The 16,647-nt window shown below is 67.7% G+C and carries 15 protein-coding genes and 2 pseudogenes; 8 read left to right on the forward strand and 9 right to left on the reverse strand.

Annotated elements, in window-relative coordinates; all coding sequences use genetic code 11:
- Nucleotides 1–432 precede the first annotated feature (432 nt).
- Entirely contained in the window at nt 433–1,026 is a 594-nt protein-coding gene (locus tag AB0I10_RS26440; protein WP_363155112.1) for a hypothetical protein, read from the reverse strand.
- Nucleotides 1,027–1,136: 110 nt separating this feature from the next.
- Between AB0I10_RS26440 and AB0I10_RS26445 the strand changes: the two genes are divergently transcribed.
- The 3 genes and pseudogenes from AB0I10_RS26445 to AB0I10_RS26455 form a co-directional block, all read left to right on the forward strand.
- Complete coding sequence (locus tag AB0I10_RS26445) at nt 1,137–1,640, forward strand: DUF4158 domain-containing protein (protein WP_363155113.1); 504 nt, start codon at nt 1,137–1,139, stop codon at nt 1,638–1,640.
- Between the two features lie 91 nt (nt 1,641–1,731).
- Nucleotides 1,732–3,666 carry a protein kinase gene (locus AB0I10_RS26450; RefSeq protein ID WP_363155114.1) on the forward strand — a complete coding sequence of 645 codons (1,935 nt, stop codon included), beginning with the start codon at nt 1,732–1,734 and terminating at the stop codon, nt 3,664–3,666.
- A gap of 116 nt (nt 3,667–3,782) precedes the next feature.
- A pseudogene (locus AB0I10_RS26455) lies at nt 3,783–3,940 on the forward strand (IS5/IS1182 family transposase); the annotation flags it as partial.
- A 35-nt stretch (nt 3,941–3,975) separates the two neighbouring features.
- On the opposite strand, the gene AB0I10_RS26460 reads toward AB0I10_RS26455, so the two are convergent.
- Complete coding sequence (locus AB0I10_RS26460) at nt 3,976–4,344, reverse strand: VOC family protein (RefSeq protein WP_363155164.1); 369 nt, start codon at nt 4,342–4,344, stop codon at nt 3,976–3,978.
- A 74-nt stretch (nt 4,345–4,418) separates the two neighbouring features.
- Between AB0I10_RS26460 and AB0I10_RS26465 the strand changes: the two genes are divergently transcribed.
- Nucleotides 4,419–4,607: a hypothetical protein gene (locus tag AB0I10_RS26465; RefSeq protein WP_363155115.1), complete on the forward strand. Its 189-nt coding sequence runs from the start codon at nt 4,419–4,421 to the stop codon at nt 4,605–4,607.
- Nucleotides 4,608–5,223: 616 nt separating this feature from the next.
- A complete protein-coding gene (locus AB0I10_RS26470) occupies nt 5,224–5,742 on the forward strand; it encodes a hypothetical protein (RefSeq protein ID WP_363155116.1) in 519 nt (172 codons plus the stop codon).
- Here AB0I10_RS26470 and AB0I10_RS26475 read toward each other — a convergent pair.
- The 4 genes and pseudogenes from AB0I10_RS26475 to AB0I10_RS26490 form a co-directional block, all read right to left on the reverse strand.
- A complete protein-coding gene (locus tag AB0I10_RS26475; protein WP_363155117.1) occupies nt 5,673–6,572 on the reverse strand; it encodes an aminoglycoside phosphotransferase family protein in 900 nt (299 codons plus the stop codon). The two genes, AB0I10_RS26470 and AB0I10_RS26475, sit on opposite strands and share 70 nt — an antisense overlap.
- Before the next feature lie 472 nt (nt 6,573–7,044).
- Nucleotides 7,045–7,326: a hypothetical protein gene (locus AB0I10_RS26480; RefSeq protein WP_363155118.1), complete on the reverse strand. Its 282-nt coding sequence runs from the start codon at nt 7,324–7,326 to the stop codon at nt 7,045–7,047.
- 271 nt (nt 7,327–7,597) lie between these two features.
- Nucleotides 7,598–7,985, reverse strand: a pseudogene (locus AB0I10_RS26485) (ABC transporter); the annotation flags it as partial.
- Nucleotides 7,986–8,298: 313 nt separating this feature from the next.
- Nucleotides 8,299–10,083 (reverse strand): MMPL family transporter, encoded by a 1,785-nt coding sequence (locus AB0I10_RS26490; protein WP_363155119.1) that lies wholly within the window; start codon nt 10,081–10,083, stop codon nt 8,299–8,301.
- On the opposite strand from AB0I10_RS26490, the gene AB0I10_RS26495 reads away from it, so the two are divergent.
- The gene (locus AB0I10_RS26495; RefSeq protein WP_363155120.1) at nt 10,061–10,462 is read left to right on the forward strand and encodes a hypothetical protein; all 402 of its coding nucleotides are present in this window, start codon (nt 10,061–10,063) and stop codon (nt 10,460–10,462) included. The two genes, AB0I10_RS26490 and AB0I10_RS26495, sit on opposite strands and share 23 nt — an antisense overlap.
- A gap of 99 nt (nt 10,463–10,561) precedes the next feature.
- Here the strand turns inward: AB0I10_RS26495 and AB0I10_RS26500 are convergent, their stop codons facing one another.
- The 3 genes from AB0I10_RS26500 to AB0I10_RS26510 are packed head-to-tail and all read right to left on the reverse strand — an operon-like array spanning nt 10,562 to nt 13,445.
- Complete coding sequence (locus AB0I10_RS26500) at nt 10,562–11,710, reverse strand: DegT/DnrJ/EryC1/StrS aminotransferase family protein (protein WP_363155121.1); 1,149 nt, start codon at nt 11,708–11,710, stop codon at nt 10,562–10,564.
- Nucleotides 11,700–12,380, reverse strand: coding sequence for a formyltransferase family protein (locus AB0I10_RS26505; protein WP_363155122.1), 681 nt, complete (start codon nt 12,378–12,380; stop codon nt 11,700–11,702). The genes AB0I10_RS26500 and AB0I10_RS26505 overlap by 11 nt, the downstream gene beginning before the upstream one ends.
- 12 nt (nt 12,381–12,392) lie before the next feature.
- On the reverse strand, nt 12,393–13,445 hold the full coding sequence (locus AB0I10_RS26510; RefSeq protein ID WP_363155123.1) for a bifunctional UDP-4-keto-pentose/UDP-xylose synthase: 1,053 nt from the start codon (nt 13,443–13,445) through the stop codon (nt 12,393–12,395).
- 1,216 nt (nt 13,446–14,661) lie between these two features.
- Here AB0I10_RS26510 and AB0I10_RS26515 point away from each other — a divergent pair.
- Complete coding sequence (locus AB0I10_RS26515; RefSeq protein ID WP_363155165.1) at nt 14,662–15,342, forward strand: DUF998 domain-containing protein; 681 nt, start codon at nt 14,662–14,664, stop codon at nt 15,340–15,342.
- A gap of 647 nt (nt 15,343–15,989) precedes the next feature.
- Nucleotides 15,990–16,322 carry a hypothetical protein gene (locus AB0I10_RS26520; protein WP_363155124.1) on the forward strand — a complete coding sequence of 111 codons (333 nt, stop codon included), beginning with the start codon at nt 15,990–15,992 and terminating at the stop codon, nt 16,320–16,322.
- Nucleotides 16,323–16,647 lie beyond the last annotated feature (325 nt).

Here is a 16,647-nt window from a genome sequence, read left to right on the forward strand (position 1 = left end):
CGCAACCCGCGCGGACTGGTGCTGTGAGTGGTGTTCTGAGGTGTGCTCTCCCGACCTCCCCCCCGGGGGGGGGGTCCGGGGCTTCGCCGCGGACAGCCCCCGTCAGCATCGATGACCTCGGCGGTGAAGGGTGGGCACGGCGGTCCCCACCCACGTCACCCTCGTGACCGCCGCCCACGCCTTCCTCACCGAACAACGCCCGGCCCCAAATGCCCCTGTCCCTGTCCCTGCCCCTGCCCCTGCCCCTGCCCCTGCCCAGCAGGACACACATGGCGCCAAGATCGAGACAGACCTAACGGAGTCCTACCAGGTTGCGACTTCAAATGATCTGGAGTGGCAGATCATCGCGGGGCGATACGTCGCCAGGAACTGTCGGATGCCGGCGAGCGGTGGGGGCCCAACCACTGGGTTCGGCGAGGCCCCGGCCATGGTTCAGTTCTTGACCGGCCACTCCAGCGGGGCCGCGTTGAAGCCCTGGCTCAGTTCGACTGCGGCAACCTTCTGCCCCTCGGGTATGAGGAAGGCAGTGCAGATCTTCTCCGACTGCCCCACACTCAGCTTCTTCCCCGTGTCAGGCGCCGGGCAGTTCGGCCACGTGGCGTCGCCCATGATGACGATGAGGGCCCTGGTGCGCTCGCCTGCGTCCGTCCTGACGACCAGGTCGCTGTCCATGTCACCGATTTCCAGGGCCTTGCCGCTCTTGTGAGTGAGGGTGGCCCACACGTACACGGGAACCTTGGGGCCCTTGTCCTTGTCCTTCTCCAGACCGGAGTTGTCCATGTCGGCCTTCGTTCCGGTCTGCGCCTTCGTCGGCGTGACCGTGAACGTGCTGTTCGCGGTCTTCTGCATGTGGCTTTCCTGCGGCGGGCTGGCCTCGCCCAGGCGGTAGGTCGTCTTGCTGTCCGGGGAATGGGAGCCGGAGCTGTGCCGGCCCTTCCCCGAAACCCAGTTACTGCAGCCGGTCAGCGCGACGGCCAGCGCCACGGCGCCCACCGCCGCCGGCACGGCACGAGTCCACGTGTGCATGTCTTCCTCCCCGTTGAAACGTTTCCGTTGGCTGGCTGGGCAGCGCGCAGGCAGGCAACGTTCAGTCGCACGATCTTAGAGTGGAACCGTCCGCTCGTGGTGACGGGGTCATGCCACCGCCTCGGCTAGCTCCCGGGCGCGGTGCCGGGCGCAGACAGACCGGGTCGGCAGTGCCTCGCGGCCGCAGGGCACGCCATCCGCGCCCAGACACTTCACCGAGTCCAACGGCTCCTGGACCCCAGCGTCTTCGGATTCGGCCTCTTCGCGGCAGAGTCTGCACAGCCCGTCGTCGAGAGCCTTGCCCACCAAGAAGATCACGCAGCCGCAGTCACCACACTTCGGCGGATGAGGCATTCCTGCGGAAGTTCCTGCGTCCCCAGACGGTTCTCGGCGCCGCCGTGCAGTTGTGCACACTGCCGTGGCTGGGTTTCGTGCCGGACGAGGTTCCCTCTGCCCCGCCAGCGGCGGTGGGGCGGCTGGCCCGCCAGCTCGGCCTGCCGGTCGAGGTACTGCGCGGCTACGGGGTGTCCCGGGAACAGATGCGCACGGACCAACTGCGGCAGGTAGCGAAGCATCTGGCGGACGGGCACTGTCGCCGCCGCACGCCGGCATAACGGCTAGTCACGTCAACTCGGCCTGGCGTTCCCGGAGTACGGCGACTGAAGCGGGGTGCCGGGGGACGAGCCGGGCGCGTACGCTCCTTGCGTGATCGATGGGGAAAGCGGGCGGGTCATCGACGGGCGCTTCGAGTTGGTGGAGCGGCTGGGCAGCGGCGGGATGGGCACGGTGTGGCGGGCGCGGGACATCGCGCTGCATCGGGAGGTCGCGGTCAAGCAGGTCCGCCCGCTAGCTCCGGAACTGGCTCCCGAGGGCTCCGACGCGTCGCGGGTGCTGCGCGAACGCGTGCTGCGCGAGGCCCGGGCACTGGCTCGGCTCAGCCACCCCCATGTGGTGACGATCCATCACGTCATTGATGAGGGCGAAGATTCCTACCCGTGGCTCGTGATGGAGCTGGTGCCGGGTAGCAGCCTGGCGAAGTTGTTGGACGAGGGGACGCTCCTGACGCCGCAGGAGGCGGCCCGGGTCGGCCGCCAGGTGCTGGCCGCCCTACACGCCGCTCACACCGCCGGCATCCGCCACCGCGATGTGAAGCCCGCCAACGTGATGCTGCGCCCGGACGGGGACGCGGTACTCACCGACTTCGGAATCGCCGCCCTGCAGCGAACCGGCTCAGTGGACTCCGCCGTCGGCTCCGCGCCACTGACCGCGGCCGGAGAACTCATCGGCACGCCGGAGTACCTCGCCCCCGAACGTATCCGGGGCACAGACGACGACCCTGCCTCGGATCTGTGGTCGCTGGGCATGTTGCTGTACGTCTGCGTCGAGGGTCACAACCCGATGCGTCGGCAGACCTCGCTGGCCACCGTGGCGGCCATACTCGACGGTGCAGTGCCACCGCCTGTCCGAGCCGGGGCCCTGGCGCCCGTGTTGACGGAGCTCCTCGTACCGGACCCGGCGGCGCGGCCCTCCGTCGAGCAACTCGATGCGATGCTGGCCGGCGCTGCGGAGGGCGGCGAGGGAAAAACGGCCAAGCTTCCTGCGACGGACCAGCCCACCCAGTCCGCACCGCTGCCGGTTCCGGATCCAGGGCCGGAGCCGCAACCCCTCGCGCAGCCCGCCCGTCTATCCTTGCCCCGCCGTAAGCGTGTCTGGCTGATCGCCGGGGCGGCGATGGTGGCCGCTGGCCTGGCGGCGGTCACGGCGTACGCCCTGGGCCATCCCTTTGGCGATGGCAAAGAGGCGGCAGGCGAGGACGGGAGTTCGGGCCGGCCGGCGAACAAACTTCAGCTCGTGGTGCCCGGAACCCTCACGGTGGCCGTGGAGGGCGACAGAAGCGGTAGTGACCATGCCCTCACGGACGCCGCCGACGACAGCGGCTGGATCGAGGACGGGGAGTACGACGGCGTCCCCAAAGACGGCGACTGGGTCGGCCTTGAACCTAACCTGGCCACAGCACTCGGCGACCAACTCGGCCTGCGGGTGAGGATCGTCGGCATCCCCAACGTCTCGCTCGATCGGCTTGGGGAAGCTTACGACGTAGTGATGCCAAGCTCGAAGTACACCTCCTTCGATGCGAAGGAACGGCGAAACGCCGACTTCATCCACTACTTCGACTACGGATACACGGTCTACGCACCGTGGAAGACGGCCCAGGACATCCATTCGTGGGCCGACCTCTGCGGCATGCACGTCGCCCCGTTCTACTCCGAAGATGGGGAAGCGGTCCGGAACACGTCCTACAAGGAGTGCGGCCCGAAACCGATCAAGCAGTCCTCCGAGGACATCTTCGAGCTCTCGCAGCTCCTCCGCGACGGCTCTATAGACGCGGTGGTCACCGACCTTCCGTACGCCGTCCACGAGGCGAAGGAGTTCGGTGGCGAGTTTCGCCTGCCGGACGGCGACCTGACCGAGGAGCAACCCGTCGGCATGGCCATCGACAGGTCCCATACCGCGCTACGCGACGCCCTCCAGAGGGCTCTCAACACGCTCATCGACGGCGGCGAGTACGGCAAACTTCTCACCGAGTGGGATCTGGAGGACGGTGCCGTGACCACCGCCCGGATCATCCACGGCTCCTGACCGCGTCAGCAGGGACGGAGCGAGTTAGCTGCCGCGGTGGCGGGCGGTTCATCTGGGCACTGGTCGAATGGTGAGCGGGGGCGGAATCGGTCGATTGCCCCCGTCTCCTGCTCCGGTACAAAGATCGCAACACGGTCGAGCGGGCCATCAGAAAGCTCAAGCAGTTCAGGGCCGTCGCAACCCGCTACGACGAATGCAGATATCTCTTCCTCGGCACCGTCACCTCACCGTCACCGTCACCGCCGCCGCCCTCCTCATCTGGCTCCGATCGTGATTTCGCACGAAAGCCACTGAGCTGGCGATCCGTCCTCAGCGCCGGACCAGGCAGAACGGATGCCCTGCCGGATCGGTGAAGACCCGCCACCTGTCCTCACCCGGCTGGTGACCCGGCTTGCCCGCGCCCAGCTCCAGCAGCCGGGCCTCGGCCTCGTCCAAGTCCTCGACCGCAAAGTCGAGGTGGAACTGCTGGGGAACAGTTTGGTCGGGCCAGTGCGGAGGCCGGTAGTCGTCGACCCGTTGAAAGCCGATAAGGAGTCCGTCCCCACGGCTGAGACCGGCGAAGTCAGCGTCTGATTTCGGGTGGGGTTCAAGGCTGGTTGCCTGCTGATAGAACGCCGCCAGAGCCAGCGGATCAGGGCAGTCGAGTGTTATCGCGGTCAACTTCATCTGCAGGGGCATGGCACCTCCAGGCCGATCGGTGGACGTCATGGTGCACACGTTAGAAGCGGCTGCCTGCTTACCAGGCCCAATGGATGCAACCGACGCTCTTCACCGCCACTCGGGACTTCCGCCGGTGCGACCGGGAGTGGCATGCCGACCTGGCCAATCCCTGGCTGGTCCGGGCCCGGAAGACCGCTCGGGCACTGGGAGAGGCCCGCGGCTGGAACCGCTGGATCGCCGGCGACGTGAATCGAGCCCTGGTGATCGTGCTGTCCGACTAGGGCGAAGGTGAGTCGATCCGGTACTCCTACTCCGAGCTCTTCTCGGCCCTGCGCGTCCGCGGGCTTCCGATCGTGCGGACCACCGAAGTCCTCGACCTCCTTGGCCTGTTCACCGACGACCGTGCCCCCGCAGTCGACCGGTGGCTAGAACGGAAACCCGACGGGATGGCTCCGGGCATTCGCCGGGCCGTAGAAGCCTGGGCTCGCACTCTCCTCGACAGTGGCCCGCGGTCCGAGCCTCGCTCCCGGCACACGGCATGGGCGCCTACCTGAGTGAGATCCAGCCGGTGTTGCTGGAGTGGTCCAGCCCATACGACCACCTGCGCGAGGTCATCCGGGAGGACATCATCGCGGCCCGGGACGCTGTCACCGGCAAACAGCGCGAGAGCCGGATCGTCGCCCTGCGGTCGCTGTTTTCGGCATGCGAAGAAGAACGGCCAGATCTTCCGCAACCCCACGATCCGGATCCGTGTCCCCCGACAGACCTGCGGCGTCCTCCAAGCCCTCGCCCAGGCGGACATCGACGAGGCCAACACCACCGCCACCACCCCAGACATCAGGCTCATCGTCGCCCTGGCTGCCGTCCACGCGGCACGGGCCGAAGACGTTCCGCACGATGCAGTTGGACGACACCGACATCGACATCGACATCGACCTGGGCAACCGGCGCATCATCGTCGGCGGCCATGTCCGCCCGCTCGACGACCTCACCCGCCGAGCTGTCCTGGACTGGCTCGACCACCGCCGCAGCCACCGGCCGGACACAGTCAACCCGCACCTGCTGATCACTCAGAAGACCGCCGTCGAGCTCGGCCCGGCCGGCAGGCTCTGGACCACCCGGGCCACCCGCAACCTCACCACCACCCTCGAACGGCTCCGCGCCGACCGACAGCTCGAAGAGGCGCTCACCCACGGCGCCGCCCCGCTCCACCTCGCGCTCGTCTTCGGCATCGATGAGAAGGCCGCTATCCGCTACGCGGACTCCGCCCGCAAGTTCCTCGGACCTGAGCCCGAAACATGGCCCAGGGCGTTCGCCATGATCCCGCAGGTCCTGGGATCGGTTGATCAGCCGATCAGAGCCTCGGTGATCTGGCGGGTGGTCTGCGCGGCGACCCGGGGGTTGACGGCGGCGTAGGAGGTGTAGGCGTTCAGGCCGGTGGCCAGGGCCCAGCCGCGGCCCCGGGTCCAGGTGGCGTCGTCGACGCCGAGCGTGGCGCGGAAGGCAGCCCGGCTCCCGGCAGACATCAGGGTGAAGGCGATGGTCAGGTCGCAGGCCGGGTCGCCGATGCCGAGCCCGCCGAAGTCGATGACCGCGCTGAGGCGGCCGTTGACGGTCAGCAGGTTGCCGGTGTGGAAGTCGCCGTGGAACCAGACCGGAGGGCGATCCCATCCGGGGGCGCTCAGCGCCGCGTCCCACAGCTCGGTCATGGCCGCGGCGTCGAACGTACCGTCGACCTCCGCGATAGCGGCCCGCGTCGCGCGGTCCCGGTCGGCCAGCGGCCGACCGGTCAGGTCCTCGCGAGCGTCGTCGAGCGGGAAGTCCTCGAGCACGAATTCCTGAAGGGCGGTGAGGAACTCCGCCAGTTGGACGGCAGCCCGGGACGAGTCGGCCAGGGCCTCGGCAGTCGCCACCTCGCCGTCCAGCCAGCCGGACACCGCCCACGGCCACGGATAGTCGAAGTCGGGCTCCCCCACCCCCACCGGGACTGGGATGGCCAGGGGCAGGTGCGGGGCGAGCCCGGGAAGCCACTCAGACTCCTTCATGGCCTGCCTGATGGCCCCCGCATGGCGGGGCAGCCGGACGGACAGGTCCTCGCCCAGCCGGTAGATCACATGGTCCGAACCGGCCGGGTCGAGTAGCCTGAGAGGCAACTCGGCCCACTGCGGGAACTGCGTATCGACCAGGCGCCTGGCCAGTGCGGCATCGATCGCGGGGCGGGGGTCCGCGGTTCTCCCGGTTGCCAAGAGCAACTCCTGCGGTTGGCCCGCTCCATGCGGCGGGCAGTCGGAGCCATCACAGTGCCTCGTGGACTCGTCTGTCGATCGGTTTTCTCGACTGGCCGTCCTCCGCCACGCGGACTCCAAGAGGCCTCCCCCTGCCGAAGCCGACCCAGCGTCCTCCCCATGACCCCATGGGTCTATCGCTGAGAATGGCGGCATCGGACCCTCAGGTTCCCGATGAACTACCTTCGGTTTTCGCGAACTCGCGGGTATCAGAACCCAGTTCACGTATAGCTGCGGCCAGGTGGCGTGTAGCTCTCTGTGCAGCTCTGGGCTGTCGGCGACTACAGGTAGCCATCTCTTCGCGGGGAAAGGGCCGGCGGCTGAGTACCGGAGGGCGGGGGCTGTGCCGGAGGGGAGGGAGGTGGTGGGTCAGCGGGGCTCGGAGGAGGGGCCCTGCAGGGGGTGGCGGATCGTCTCCTTGCCGGAACTTCTTTCAGTCCAGGAGCAGCGTCCCGAGCGCTGCGATACCTGCCAGCAGCGCCCCGAACCCGGCCGCCACGGCCCCCGTGTCGGTCGCGCCATTGGCTTGCGCCGTGCAGTCGAACGGCGCGGGACACATGCCGGTGCCGGCCGCGACGGCCACACCACCAAACGCGAGTCCGGCGATGGCGGCATTGAGCGAGAGCCGGAAGAGCCGGAAGCGGCGGGCAGGCGTAGGACCGGCCTGCGCTCGCCTGTAGGCAGCTAAGGCTTCTTCCTCCCCCGGGAGTTCCACCGGCGAAGCGGACAGCCGTGTCTCCTCCTTAAGCTGCCTCCGAAGGGCTTCAAGCCCTTCTTGGGCACGAGCCTCTTGCTTGTCTCGCATCTCACGCCAGGAGGGACTCCGGACAATGATCGACCAACACAGCGGAAAGGCCAGCCAGAGCGAGGCCCATGTAGGCGACGATGAGCACCTCGACTGCTCCCTCAGCATCCAGGGCGCCGCGCCTGCAGCAGGTTGCGGCGCAGCATGGTGTTCGAGTCGCGTACGGCGAGGGAGAGGGCGCTCATCGCACTGCCTCCTTGGACTGGTTGGGCACGTTGGTGCCGCCGGTCAGGGCGAAGAACACGTCGTCGAGGTCGGGAGAGTGCACAGTCAGCTCGTCCGCCTTGGTTCCGGCCGAGTCCAGCCAGTCGAGGATGGTGCGCAGCGCGCGCTGGCTGCCGTCGCTGGGGATCTGCAGCCACAGCACCGAGTCGTCCGCGGTGACCTCGCGCAGGGCGAAGGCGGCGGACTGGTACGCGACCGGGTACGGCGAACCGCAGCTGCACGCGCCCGCCTGGGATGAGCCGCTTCAGCTCGTCGGCGCTCCCCTCGGCGGCGATCTTGCCGTCGCTCAGTACTGCGATGCGGTCGGCGAGCTCGTCGGCCTCCTCCAGATACGGGGTGGTGATGGTGCCGGCCGGCACCGCCAGATCGCCGTCGAGGACCGTCTTGTCCCCGTAGGCCTTGCGCAGCCCCTCGGCCGCGATGCCGAGGGAGTGCGATGTCGTTGTCGTCATGCCGCAGAGGTTGCGGCAGGGCGCATTCAGCGCGGTTTCGCCATGGTTTCAGCGCCCTGGAACCGGGGTTGCCTCGGGTAGCTGTGGTGCGCCGGCCCTCCGCAAGGAGTTCACGGGGCAACGTAGTTGCGCTATCCGGGCCAGCAACGACTTCAGCTCGGATACCCACACGTCCACTTCAGCGATCCTTCTGGGATGAAGGACATCACTTCAAGGTTGTCTGCCTCGGACGCGGTTGTGGCGTGTTCTCGTCCAAAAAGCTGAAGCGGCGGTGCAGCCTGCGCAGTGGTTCTGGAGCCCACCAGTTGGCCCGGCCGGCAAGCCGCATGAATGCTGGTAGCAGCACGCCCCGAACAACGGTGGCGTCGACAATTACCGCGAGGGCCATCCCGATTCCCAGTTGCTTGAGGAAGGCCACGTCCCCAGCGGCGTATGCCGCAAAGGAGATCGCAAGGATGGCGGCCGCTGCCGTGACGAGTGGCGCACTGCGTGCGACACCGACTGGGACGGCTCCCACCGCGTCCCCGGTGCGGTCGTACTCCTCCTTGATACGTGCAAGGAGGAAGACCTCGTAGTCCATGGACAGTCCGTAGGCGATGCAGAACATCAAGATGGGGATGCTCGGCTCGATCGTGCCGGTGGGGGTGAAACCAAGGAGGTCTGACAGGTGGCCTTCCTGGAAGATGAAGACGAGTGCGCCGAACATCACGGAGAGACTCAGCACGTTGAGTACGGTCGCCTTCAGTGGTGCGAGAACGCTGCCGGTCATCAGGAACAGGACGATGAAGGTGACGAGGATGATGAGGCCCGCGATCAAGGGAAGTCGTTCGGTGACGCCGTCACGGTAGTCAATGAGTTCTGCCGGGTATCCTCCGACCTCTACCGCGAACGGCGCTTGAACCGCTCGTATGGCGTGCACCAAGCCGCCGGCGTCTGACTCCAGTCGCTTCGAGGAGGCGGTGATCACCAGCCTGGTGCCCGCACCGCTTTTGGCGGTGTAGGAAGTTCCGGTGGAGGACGTGACGCGCTGCCCAGCGGCGTACGAGCCCGCAGCCGAGTCCACGCGGACGACACCCTGGATACGGGATAGCTTCGTGGCGTACGGGCCGGAGGCACCGTCGTCCCCCTTGGGCGCCACCACCTGGATGGCGTCGGCCTCCTCTGTCGTGAATCCAGTGCGAATCTGGTCGTACATCTGACGTGCCTGCGCCGAGGCGGGCAGGACCCGGTCGTCCGGCAGCCCGAAGCGCACGCCGAGGAACGGGGAGCCGAGGAGGAGCAGCAGGGCGAGAGCGGCCCCTCCGAACATCAGCGGGCGGCGCATCACGCGGTTCGCGGCGATGAACCAGAATCCCGCTGCCTCGGGCTTCGTCGGCCCCCGGCGTTCGACCCGGCGGCCCAGGAGGGCGAGTGCCGCGGTCAGCAGAACCGTGGCGCCGAGTACCGCGGCAAGGACGACGGCGACGCCCGCGTAGGCGAAGGAACTGAGGAAGGGAAAGGGGAAGGCTAGGAGGACGGAGAGGGACGCCGCGACAGTGACACCGCTGAACAGCACGGTGCGGCCGGCGCCCCGTACGGTGCGGGCGACCGCCTCCTCGACTTCGGCGCCGTGCCGCAGTTCTTCGCGGAAGCGGAAGACCATGAAGAGCCCGTAGTCGACTCCCAGGCCTATGCCCATCACCAGCGCGATGTTGGAAGCGAAGGTGGAGATGTCCGTGAACGCCACCACGGCGCGAAGCAGCGCCAGCGAGCCGAGCACCGCGAAGAGCCCGATGCCGATGGTCACCAGTGCGGCCGAGAGCCGGCGGTAGACCCACCAGAGCAACAGGAGCACCATCGGCAGAATCACGAGCTCGGCGCGGAGGAAGTCTTGCCGGGCTCGCTCCATCGTCTGTCGGAAGACCTCGTCGCCGCCTCCGACCTCGACACGGATGGTGCCGTTGACGCGAGTGAAGTGCGGCGCGAGCGTGGGCAGCAGTTGGCGTCGCACCGAGGCGTTTGACACGATCGACTTCGCCGCGATCAGCCTCGCCGAAGTACTCGACCGGATCGTCGATCCGATCATCGGTTTCAACATCGCCAACCCCGGATTCAGGGCACTCTTCGCCCGCCCCGACATGCCCAACGGCCTGACGGACGCAGCCCGGCCCATCCAGGCAGCCATGCTCGGCCGGATCGAAACCATGATCAGCGACCGTGCCCCCGCGCTACCATCGGACGGCCGCCGCCGCACGGCCCTGGTGAGCATTCAGATCTTCCAGGCCATGGGGCCGCTCGTACTCGTCGCGAACAGCATCGAGCGCCCGGCGATGATCGCCGAGCTGAAGAAGGCGCTGCACGGCTACCTCGCCCCCGTCATCGGCGCCTAGGAATGGCGGGGTTACCCGCACGCGGAAGCCCTGGAGTGGCTTTGTTGATGAGTTACGGGATCAGACAGAAATTCCGTGAGGACGGTCAACGGCGTAGCCCTACAGCACCCGCCGCAGCGCTGCGATGACGTCGTCCTGGTCGTTGTCGCTCAGGCCCGGAAAGAGGGGCAGCGAGACGGTGCGGTCGGAGACGAAGGATGCCTCGGGGAAGTCTTGCGGAGTCCAGCCGAACCGGTCGGCGTAGTACGACATGAGGTGTGCGGCCCGGTAGTGGTAGCCGGTGGCGATGCCGTGTTCGCGTAGCCGGTTGGCGAACGTCGCGCGATCGATGGGGAGTCGGTCGATGTCGAGCAGGGGTGCGTACAGGTGCCAGGCGTGCCGCATCGGGTAGTCGGCGACGGCGGGGAGGAGCAGGCCGGGTAGGTCGGACAGCGCCTTCGTGTAGCGGAGGGCGAGGCGTTCGCGTTCGGCCAGGAAGCCCTCCAGCCTTCTCAGCTGGTGGATGCCGAGCGCCGCTTGAATGTCGGTGATGTTGTACTTGAAGCCGGGCAGCGGCATGTCGGGGACGGCGGGCTGGGTGCCGTCCAGGCCGTGGAAGCGCAGCCGGTCGGCGGTGCGGAACACCTCTTCGTCGGCGGTGGTGATAATGCCGCCCTCGCCGGTGGTCATGTTCTTGTTGGGGTGGAAGGAGAAGACCGCCGTGGTGCCGGCCAGCGAGCCGATCTTCCGGCCTCGGTACTCCGCGCCGACCGCGTGCGCCGCGTCCTCGATCACCGCGAGGCCGGATGCGGCGGCGAGATCGAGGAGCGGGTCGAGGTCGACCGGCTGTCCCGCGAAGTGCACCGGCACGATCGCCCGGGTGCGGCGCGTGATGCGCCGTTCGACCTCCTCTGTGCGGAGGTTGCGGGTGCCGGGGTCGATGTCGGCGAGAACAGGCACCGCGCCACAGTGCACGATCGCGTTGAGGGTGGCGACGAAAGTCATCGGGGTGGTGATGACCTCGTCGCCGGGGCGTACCCCGTTCGCCAGCAGGGCCAGGTGCAGCCCGGCGGTCGCGGAGGAGACCGGCACGGCGAAGTCGGCGCCGACGTAGGCCGCGAAGTCCGCGGCGAAGCGCTCCGCCCGGGGGCCGGTCGCCAGCCAGCCGGATTCAAGGGTGGCGATCACCTCGGCGATCTCGTCGCCCCCGATGTCGGGACGGGCGAAGGGCAGGGGATGGGGCCGGGAGCGGGGGCCGTCACTTCGCATTGTGGTCCGCCTTGAGGAGGGAGGTCGACTGGGCGCGGGTCCAGTCGGAACGGTCGCCGAGCTCATGGTTCTGGGCGCGGTAGTACGTCAGGGCCTTGGCCTGGTCCTGGGGGACGGCCGGGATACGGTCGAAGCGCGGCAGCGTCTCGTCCAGCAAGGTGCGCGCGACGGCCATTGACCGCGCCCAGACATCGCGTACCTCGTCGATCTCCGGCCAGATGGTGAACAGTGCCTGGGCGAGGACCGGGCCGGAATCGATGCCCTCGTCGATTTCGTGGAGCGTCACACCGTGCATCCGTTCGCCGTTGCGCAGGGCCCAGTTGACGGGCCTGACGCCCCGGTAGCGGGGCAGCGGGCCGGGGTGGAGGTTGATGGCGCGCCCGCTGCCTTCGATGAGACGGCGCCCGATGATCCGGTCGTAGAGGATGCTCAGGACCAAGTCGTAGCGATCGGGTTCCAGTTCGCGCCAGTCGCCGCTGGGCAGCAGGAGCGCATGGGGCCAGTGACGGGCGGCGTGGTCGGAGAGTCCGGTGTCCCAGTCGGGCTCGTCGGCGACCGGTACCACCGTGTCCAGGGACATGTCGGGGGCGCGGGCCACGAGCTCGCCGGCGTGTATCGCCAGGCTGCCCTTGCCGAGTAAGGCGACGCGTTTCACGGCGACGTCCGTCATGACAACGCCACCTCACCGGGCCGGCTGGATCAGCGCACCGTGCTGCGGGCCGCTGTCGGCGCAGTGATGGGCGACCGTCCTGCGCAGCGCCTCGTCCAGGGCGGTGCGCGGCTGCCATCCCAGCAGCGTGCGGGCGCGCTCGATCGAGGGCAGCCGGGTGCGTACGTCCTCGTACCCCGGGCCGTAGTGCTCGTCGGCCGGCACCTCGACCAGGGGTGTGGCCAGGGCCCTTTCCCTCCACTGCGGGTGAGCGGCGACGGCGTCGATCAGAGCGCTGGCTAGATCACGTATCGCGATGTCGTTGGACGGGTTGCCGATGTTGAAGATCCGGCCGTCTGCGGCGCCGGAGCGATCCTTGAGGATCTTCATCAGGCAGTCGATGCCGTCGTCGATATAGGTGAATGCGCGGCGCTGGTGACCGCCGTCGACGAGTTCGATCGGCCGGCCCTGCAGGATGTTGCCGAGGAAGCGGGTGACCACCCGGCAGCCGCCGTCCGGTGCCGCGGCGAGGTCGTCCAGGTGCGGCCCCATCCAGTTGAAGGGCCTGAAGAGCGTGAAGCGCAGACCCTCGGAGGCTCCGTAGGCCCAGATCAGCCGGTCGAGGAGTTGCTTCGAAGTGGCGTAGATCCAGCGCTGCTTGTGGATCGGCCCGTGGACCAGGGGCGAGGTGTCCTCGTCGAGCTGTGGATCCGTACTCATCCCGTACACCTCCGAGGAGGAGGGGAAGACCACCCGGGTCGCCGAGCGCGCCGCCTGGCGAACGATCCGGAGGTTCTCCTCGAAGTTGAGTTCATAGACCGACAGCGGGTCGCGGAGATAGCTGACCGGTACGGCTATCGCGGCCAGCGGTACCACGACGTCGCATTCGCGTATCTGCCGGTCCACCCAGCCCCGCTCGACCGTCAGATCCCCCTGCCGGAAGGCTAAACTGCGATGTCCGAGCGAAGAGATCAGCCGGTGCTCGCCGGTGTCGAGACCCACGACCTGCCAGTCGGTGGTGGTGAGGATCCGGTGAACCAGGGCACTTCCGATGAACCCATTGGCTCCGACGACGAACACCTTCATCCAGACCCCCCGATTTCCCGATCCCCGGCTCCGTTCCGGGCCATGGTCCACCGGTCCGGTGTGCACACGGTGGCGCCGAGGAATGGTCACGCTCCGTGTGTCGGGCCGAGTCTCCCATCTGAAAGGGTGGGACCACGTACCAACCATCGATCTTGGCCGAAGACCGACCGTCGATCCCTCCCCACCGGCGGTCCCGTCATCCGCGGCCAGGGCACCCTCCCCCGAAGCCGTACGCCCGGCTCGCTACGTCCATCGCTCGACGGCGAGGACCAGAGACGCAGGGCCAGCCCCAAGTCCCCAGCGGAAGTGCGAACTGGGGCTGCGGCACGCCACCGGGACGCGGGCATGCAGGCCCTCGTTCCGGCTCTGGACGATCGCCGCGCACAGACCGCCCGCCAGGTGGCTGCCACCAGACCGGCCACCTGGGATGGGCCGCAAGCTCAAAGATGGGGTATCGCGGAGGCATAGGCTGCACCGCGCTCGGGATGCCCCTCCAGGTCCGCCGTGCTGTCCGCGTACTTGTGGCCCCAGGTGCGGGTGGCGACCTCAGATGCCTCGAAGGACCTGCGACGATCGACGGGCCGGCGTTCTCAGTGGGGATGGTGCCCACCCGCGGGTAGTGGGCACGCATGACCATGGTGCCGCCCTCGCCGCCGGAGACCTTGCTCCTCACGGCCCAGGAGTCCGCCTGAATGCCGCCGGTCGTCGGTCGTCGGTCGTCGGTCGTCGGTCGTCGGTCGTCGGTCGTCGGCATGACGGTGCCCCAATCGCTCCCGGCGGATGACTGGCGGGGCTCCCCCTGCGCGGAGGCAGAGGGGAGCAGGGCTCCCCCGGTGGCCAGGGCAACAGCAGCGAGAGCACGGCGTAAGGTGCTGGCGACCTTTCGTACCATGTCCGCAGTCTGCGCAACCGAACACCGGAGATGCGCCCTCCGTATCCGTTCACCCGAACGGATGAACGGGAGGTTCGGAGCGCCCTCGCCGTGTGCAGGGTGGGAAGCAAGGGCGGCCAGGTTGCCGAGGCAACCACCCGTTGCCCCCCGCCTCCTGCTGTGAGGAGCGGGCAGCACACACCACACCTGTTGGTAACCACCCGCACAGCTCGGGAGCGGTCCAGGTACCCCGGCCTCGGCCGAGTCATCCAGCAGCACGCCCACCCTCATGACATCGTGTCCTCTGTGCCTCGTGGTCGGCGACTCATCGCAGTGCTCCTCGTGATGTGTGCGGTTCTCTACACGGCTTGGATCACGGAGATCGTGTTGATCACCGGCGAAGACCCGATGTATACGTACGTCAGTGAACTGGCTGCGACAGACCAGCCCTACGGTTACGTATTCCGGACCACCGATCTGATCTCCGGCAGCTGTGCGATCGCCGCCTCCGCCCTTGCACTGCTGTGCCTGGAGCATCGTCCGTGGGTGACGGCCGGCTGGGCCGCGTTCTCGCTGTTCGGTGTGGCCACCGTCTTGGACTCGCGGTATCCGCTGAGCTGCGCGCTGGTGGCCGACTACTCATGTTTCGCCCTTGATGACGCTGGCCTGGCACCCGTCTCCCACACCGTGCATGCAGTGACCAGCGGTGTGGCCGTGTCCGCGTTCCTCACCGCGATGACCTCACTCACTATCGCCGCCCGCCGATACAACGAGTGGCCCGTGCTCGCCCGCTACGGAGCGCCCATCTGCATGGCCCAATGGGCCGTCAATTTCTGGCTGATGTGCGCCGTGATCGCATTTCACACACGGCACATCAACTGGTGGCTCGGCCTTGCCGAACGGCTTCAGGCGCTCCTTCTCGCCGTTTGGACAGTTGTGCTCGCAAGCTGTCTCGCGCGCAGGCCGATGCGGCAGGCCCTGGGTAACGACTCGGCCGCTGCGGATCAGCATTTGACTTCGTCGTAACCGCTTAGACGAGCCCTATGGGACATGGGCGCGCGAGCAGACTGTTTGTCACCCGCGGCTCACACGCAGCGGAAGCTTCAAGCTTCGTCCACAGTGGAAGGTTCAAGGTTCGTCCGCAGCGGAGGCTTCAAGCTTCGTCCGCAGCGGAGGCTTCGAGCTTCGTCCGATGACCCGGTCATTTGGGTGTCGTGCGCTCGGCCCCTCCTCCTGCGCTTCGTCCGGCGCGGCCGTTAACCACGCTCGTGATCAAAACAGAAGCAGCGTTCGGCGACGTTGCGGCGCCGGTAGGCCGCCCGGTTGAGCCGACACCGGCTCTCGCCTCGCCGCTGGATGTCAGGAGGGTCAGGTCGCCCCAGGCGTGGCTTTATCCACGAGTCGTGGTTCTGGCTCACTTTCCGTGAAGGGCTGACTGACCGTAATGTCCGCGGCACACTGCGCCGGGCCGCATGGACAGCACGAGGAGGCTGCCCCGAGACGGCCGATTAGACGGCCGATTAGATGGCCGATCCTCGCGCGATGGGGCGTGCTGTTCAGTACGCCGTACCCTCCGGCGAAGTATCCGGTTACCTCATCGAGCACTACATCCAGCACCACGAGAGCACTGCCGGGGCACAGACCCGAGAGAAGTCCCTGCCAAGGAGTATCTGATGCGACGCAAGATGCCTGTCACCCTGGGTGCCCTCATCGTGGCTGCCCTGCTCTCGACGGGTGCCCCCGCATCCGCCCACACCACCGAGGCAGCACCCGGCGCGGCGACCAACGACCTGAACTGCCGCACGTGGGTCGACGGCTACAAAGGCTTCGCGGACTGCACCAACAACACCAACCGCGCAGTCGCCTTCCGAGCAACCATCGTCTGCGGCACGTGGCCGGACACGGTCGGCCAGTGGATCACGCTGAATTCCGGTCAGCGCGGCACCTCCGAGGGCGAATGCAGTGGTGGCACAGGGGCAGGCAGCGCTTCCTGGCAAGAGGGGTGACCCGTCCCAATCTGTCGGCGGTCAGGATCCATCTGAGTGCCGGCGGTCCTTCCGGGTCCTGGACGCACTCGTCCACATCGGCCGACCGACTGCTGCCGCGCCACCTCCTCACACGCTGAACCGCTGATATCCGCGTGCGCACGAAGCCCCGGGCCGGGCACGGCTCGGGGCTTCGGCCTTCCCGATCCGGCGTCAGCCCCTGACTCACAGTCCGCGCTTCACGGAAAGTGAGCCGGAACCCATCTCGTGAACGAAGCCATACAGCGCTCATGACATGGAGCACCTGTCGGCTACCTGGATCGTCCGTGTCTGGCCGAACTGGAAG

The organism is Streptomyces sp. NPDC050636, from assembly GCF_040654775.1.
In the GTDB taxonomy this organism is placed as follows: Bacteria; Actinomycetota; Actinomycetes; order Streptomycetales; family Streptomycetaceae; genus Streptomyces.

Bases quoted from the DNA above. Each gene is read 5' to 3' on its own strand.
- AB0I10_RS26445 (WP_363155113.1), top strand. From the start codon at position 1,137: ATGCCACCGCCTCGGCTAGCTCCCGGGCGCGGTGCCGGGCGCAGACAG.
- AB0I10_RS26460 (WP_363155164.1), bottom strand. From the start codon at position 4,344: ATGCCCCTGCAGATGAAGTTGACCGCGATAACACTCGACTGCCCTGAT.
- AB0I10_RS26465 (WP_363155115.1), top strand. From the start codon at position 4,419: ATGCAACCGACGCTCTTCACCGCCACTCGGGACTTCCGCCGGTGCGAC.
- AB0I10_RS26500 (WP_363155121.1), bottom strand. From the start codon at position 11,710: ATGCGAAGTGACGGCCCCCGCTCCCGGCCCCATCCCCTGCCCTTCGCC.
- AB0I10_RS26505 (WP_363155122.1), bottom strand. From the start codon at position 12,380: ATGACGGACGTCGCCGTGAAACGCGTCGCCTTACTCGGCAAGGGCAGC.
- AB0I10_RS26510 (WP_363155123.1), bottom strand. From the start codon at position 13,445: ATGAAGGTGTTCGTCGTCGGAGCCAATGGGTTCATCGGAAGTGCCCTG.
- AB0I10_RS26440 (WP_363155112.1), bottom strand. From the start codon at position 1,026: ATGCACACGTGGACTCGTGCCGTGCCGGCGGCGGTGGGCGCCGTGGCG.
- AB0I10_RS26470 (WP_363155116.1), top strand. From the start codon at position 5,224: ATGCAGTTGGACGACACCGACATCGACATCGACATCGACCTGGGCAAC.
- AB0I10_RS26515 (WP_363155165.1), top strand. From the start codon at position 14,662: ATGTGTGCGGTTCTCTACACGGCTTGGATCACGGAGATCGTGTTGATC.
- AB0I10_RS26520 (WP_363155124.1), top strand. From the start codon at position 15,990: ATGCGACGCAAGATGCCTGTCACCCTGGGTGCCCTCATCGTGGCTGCC.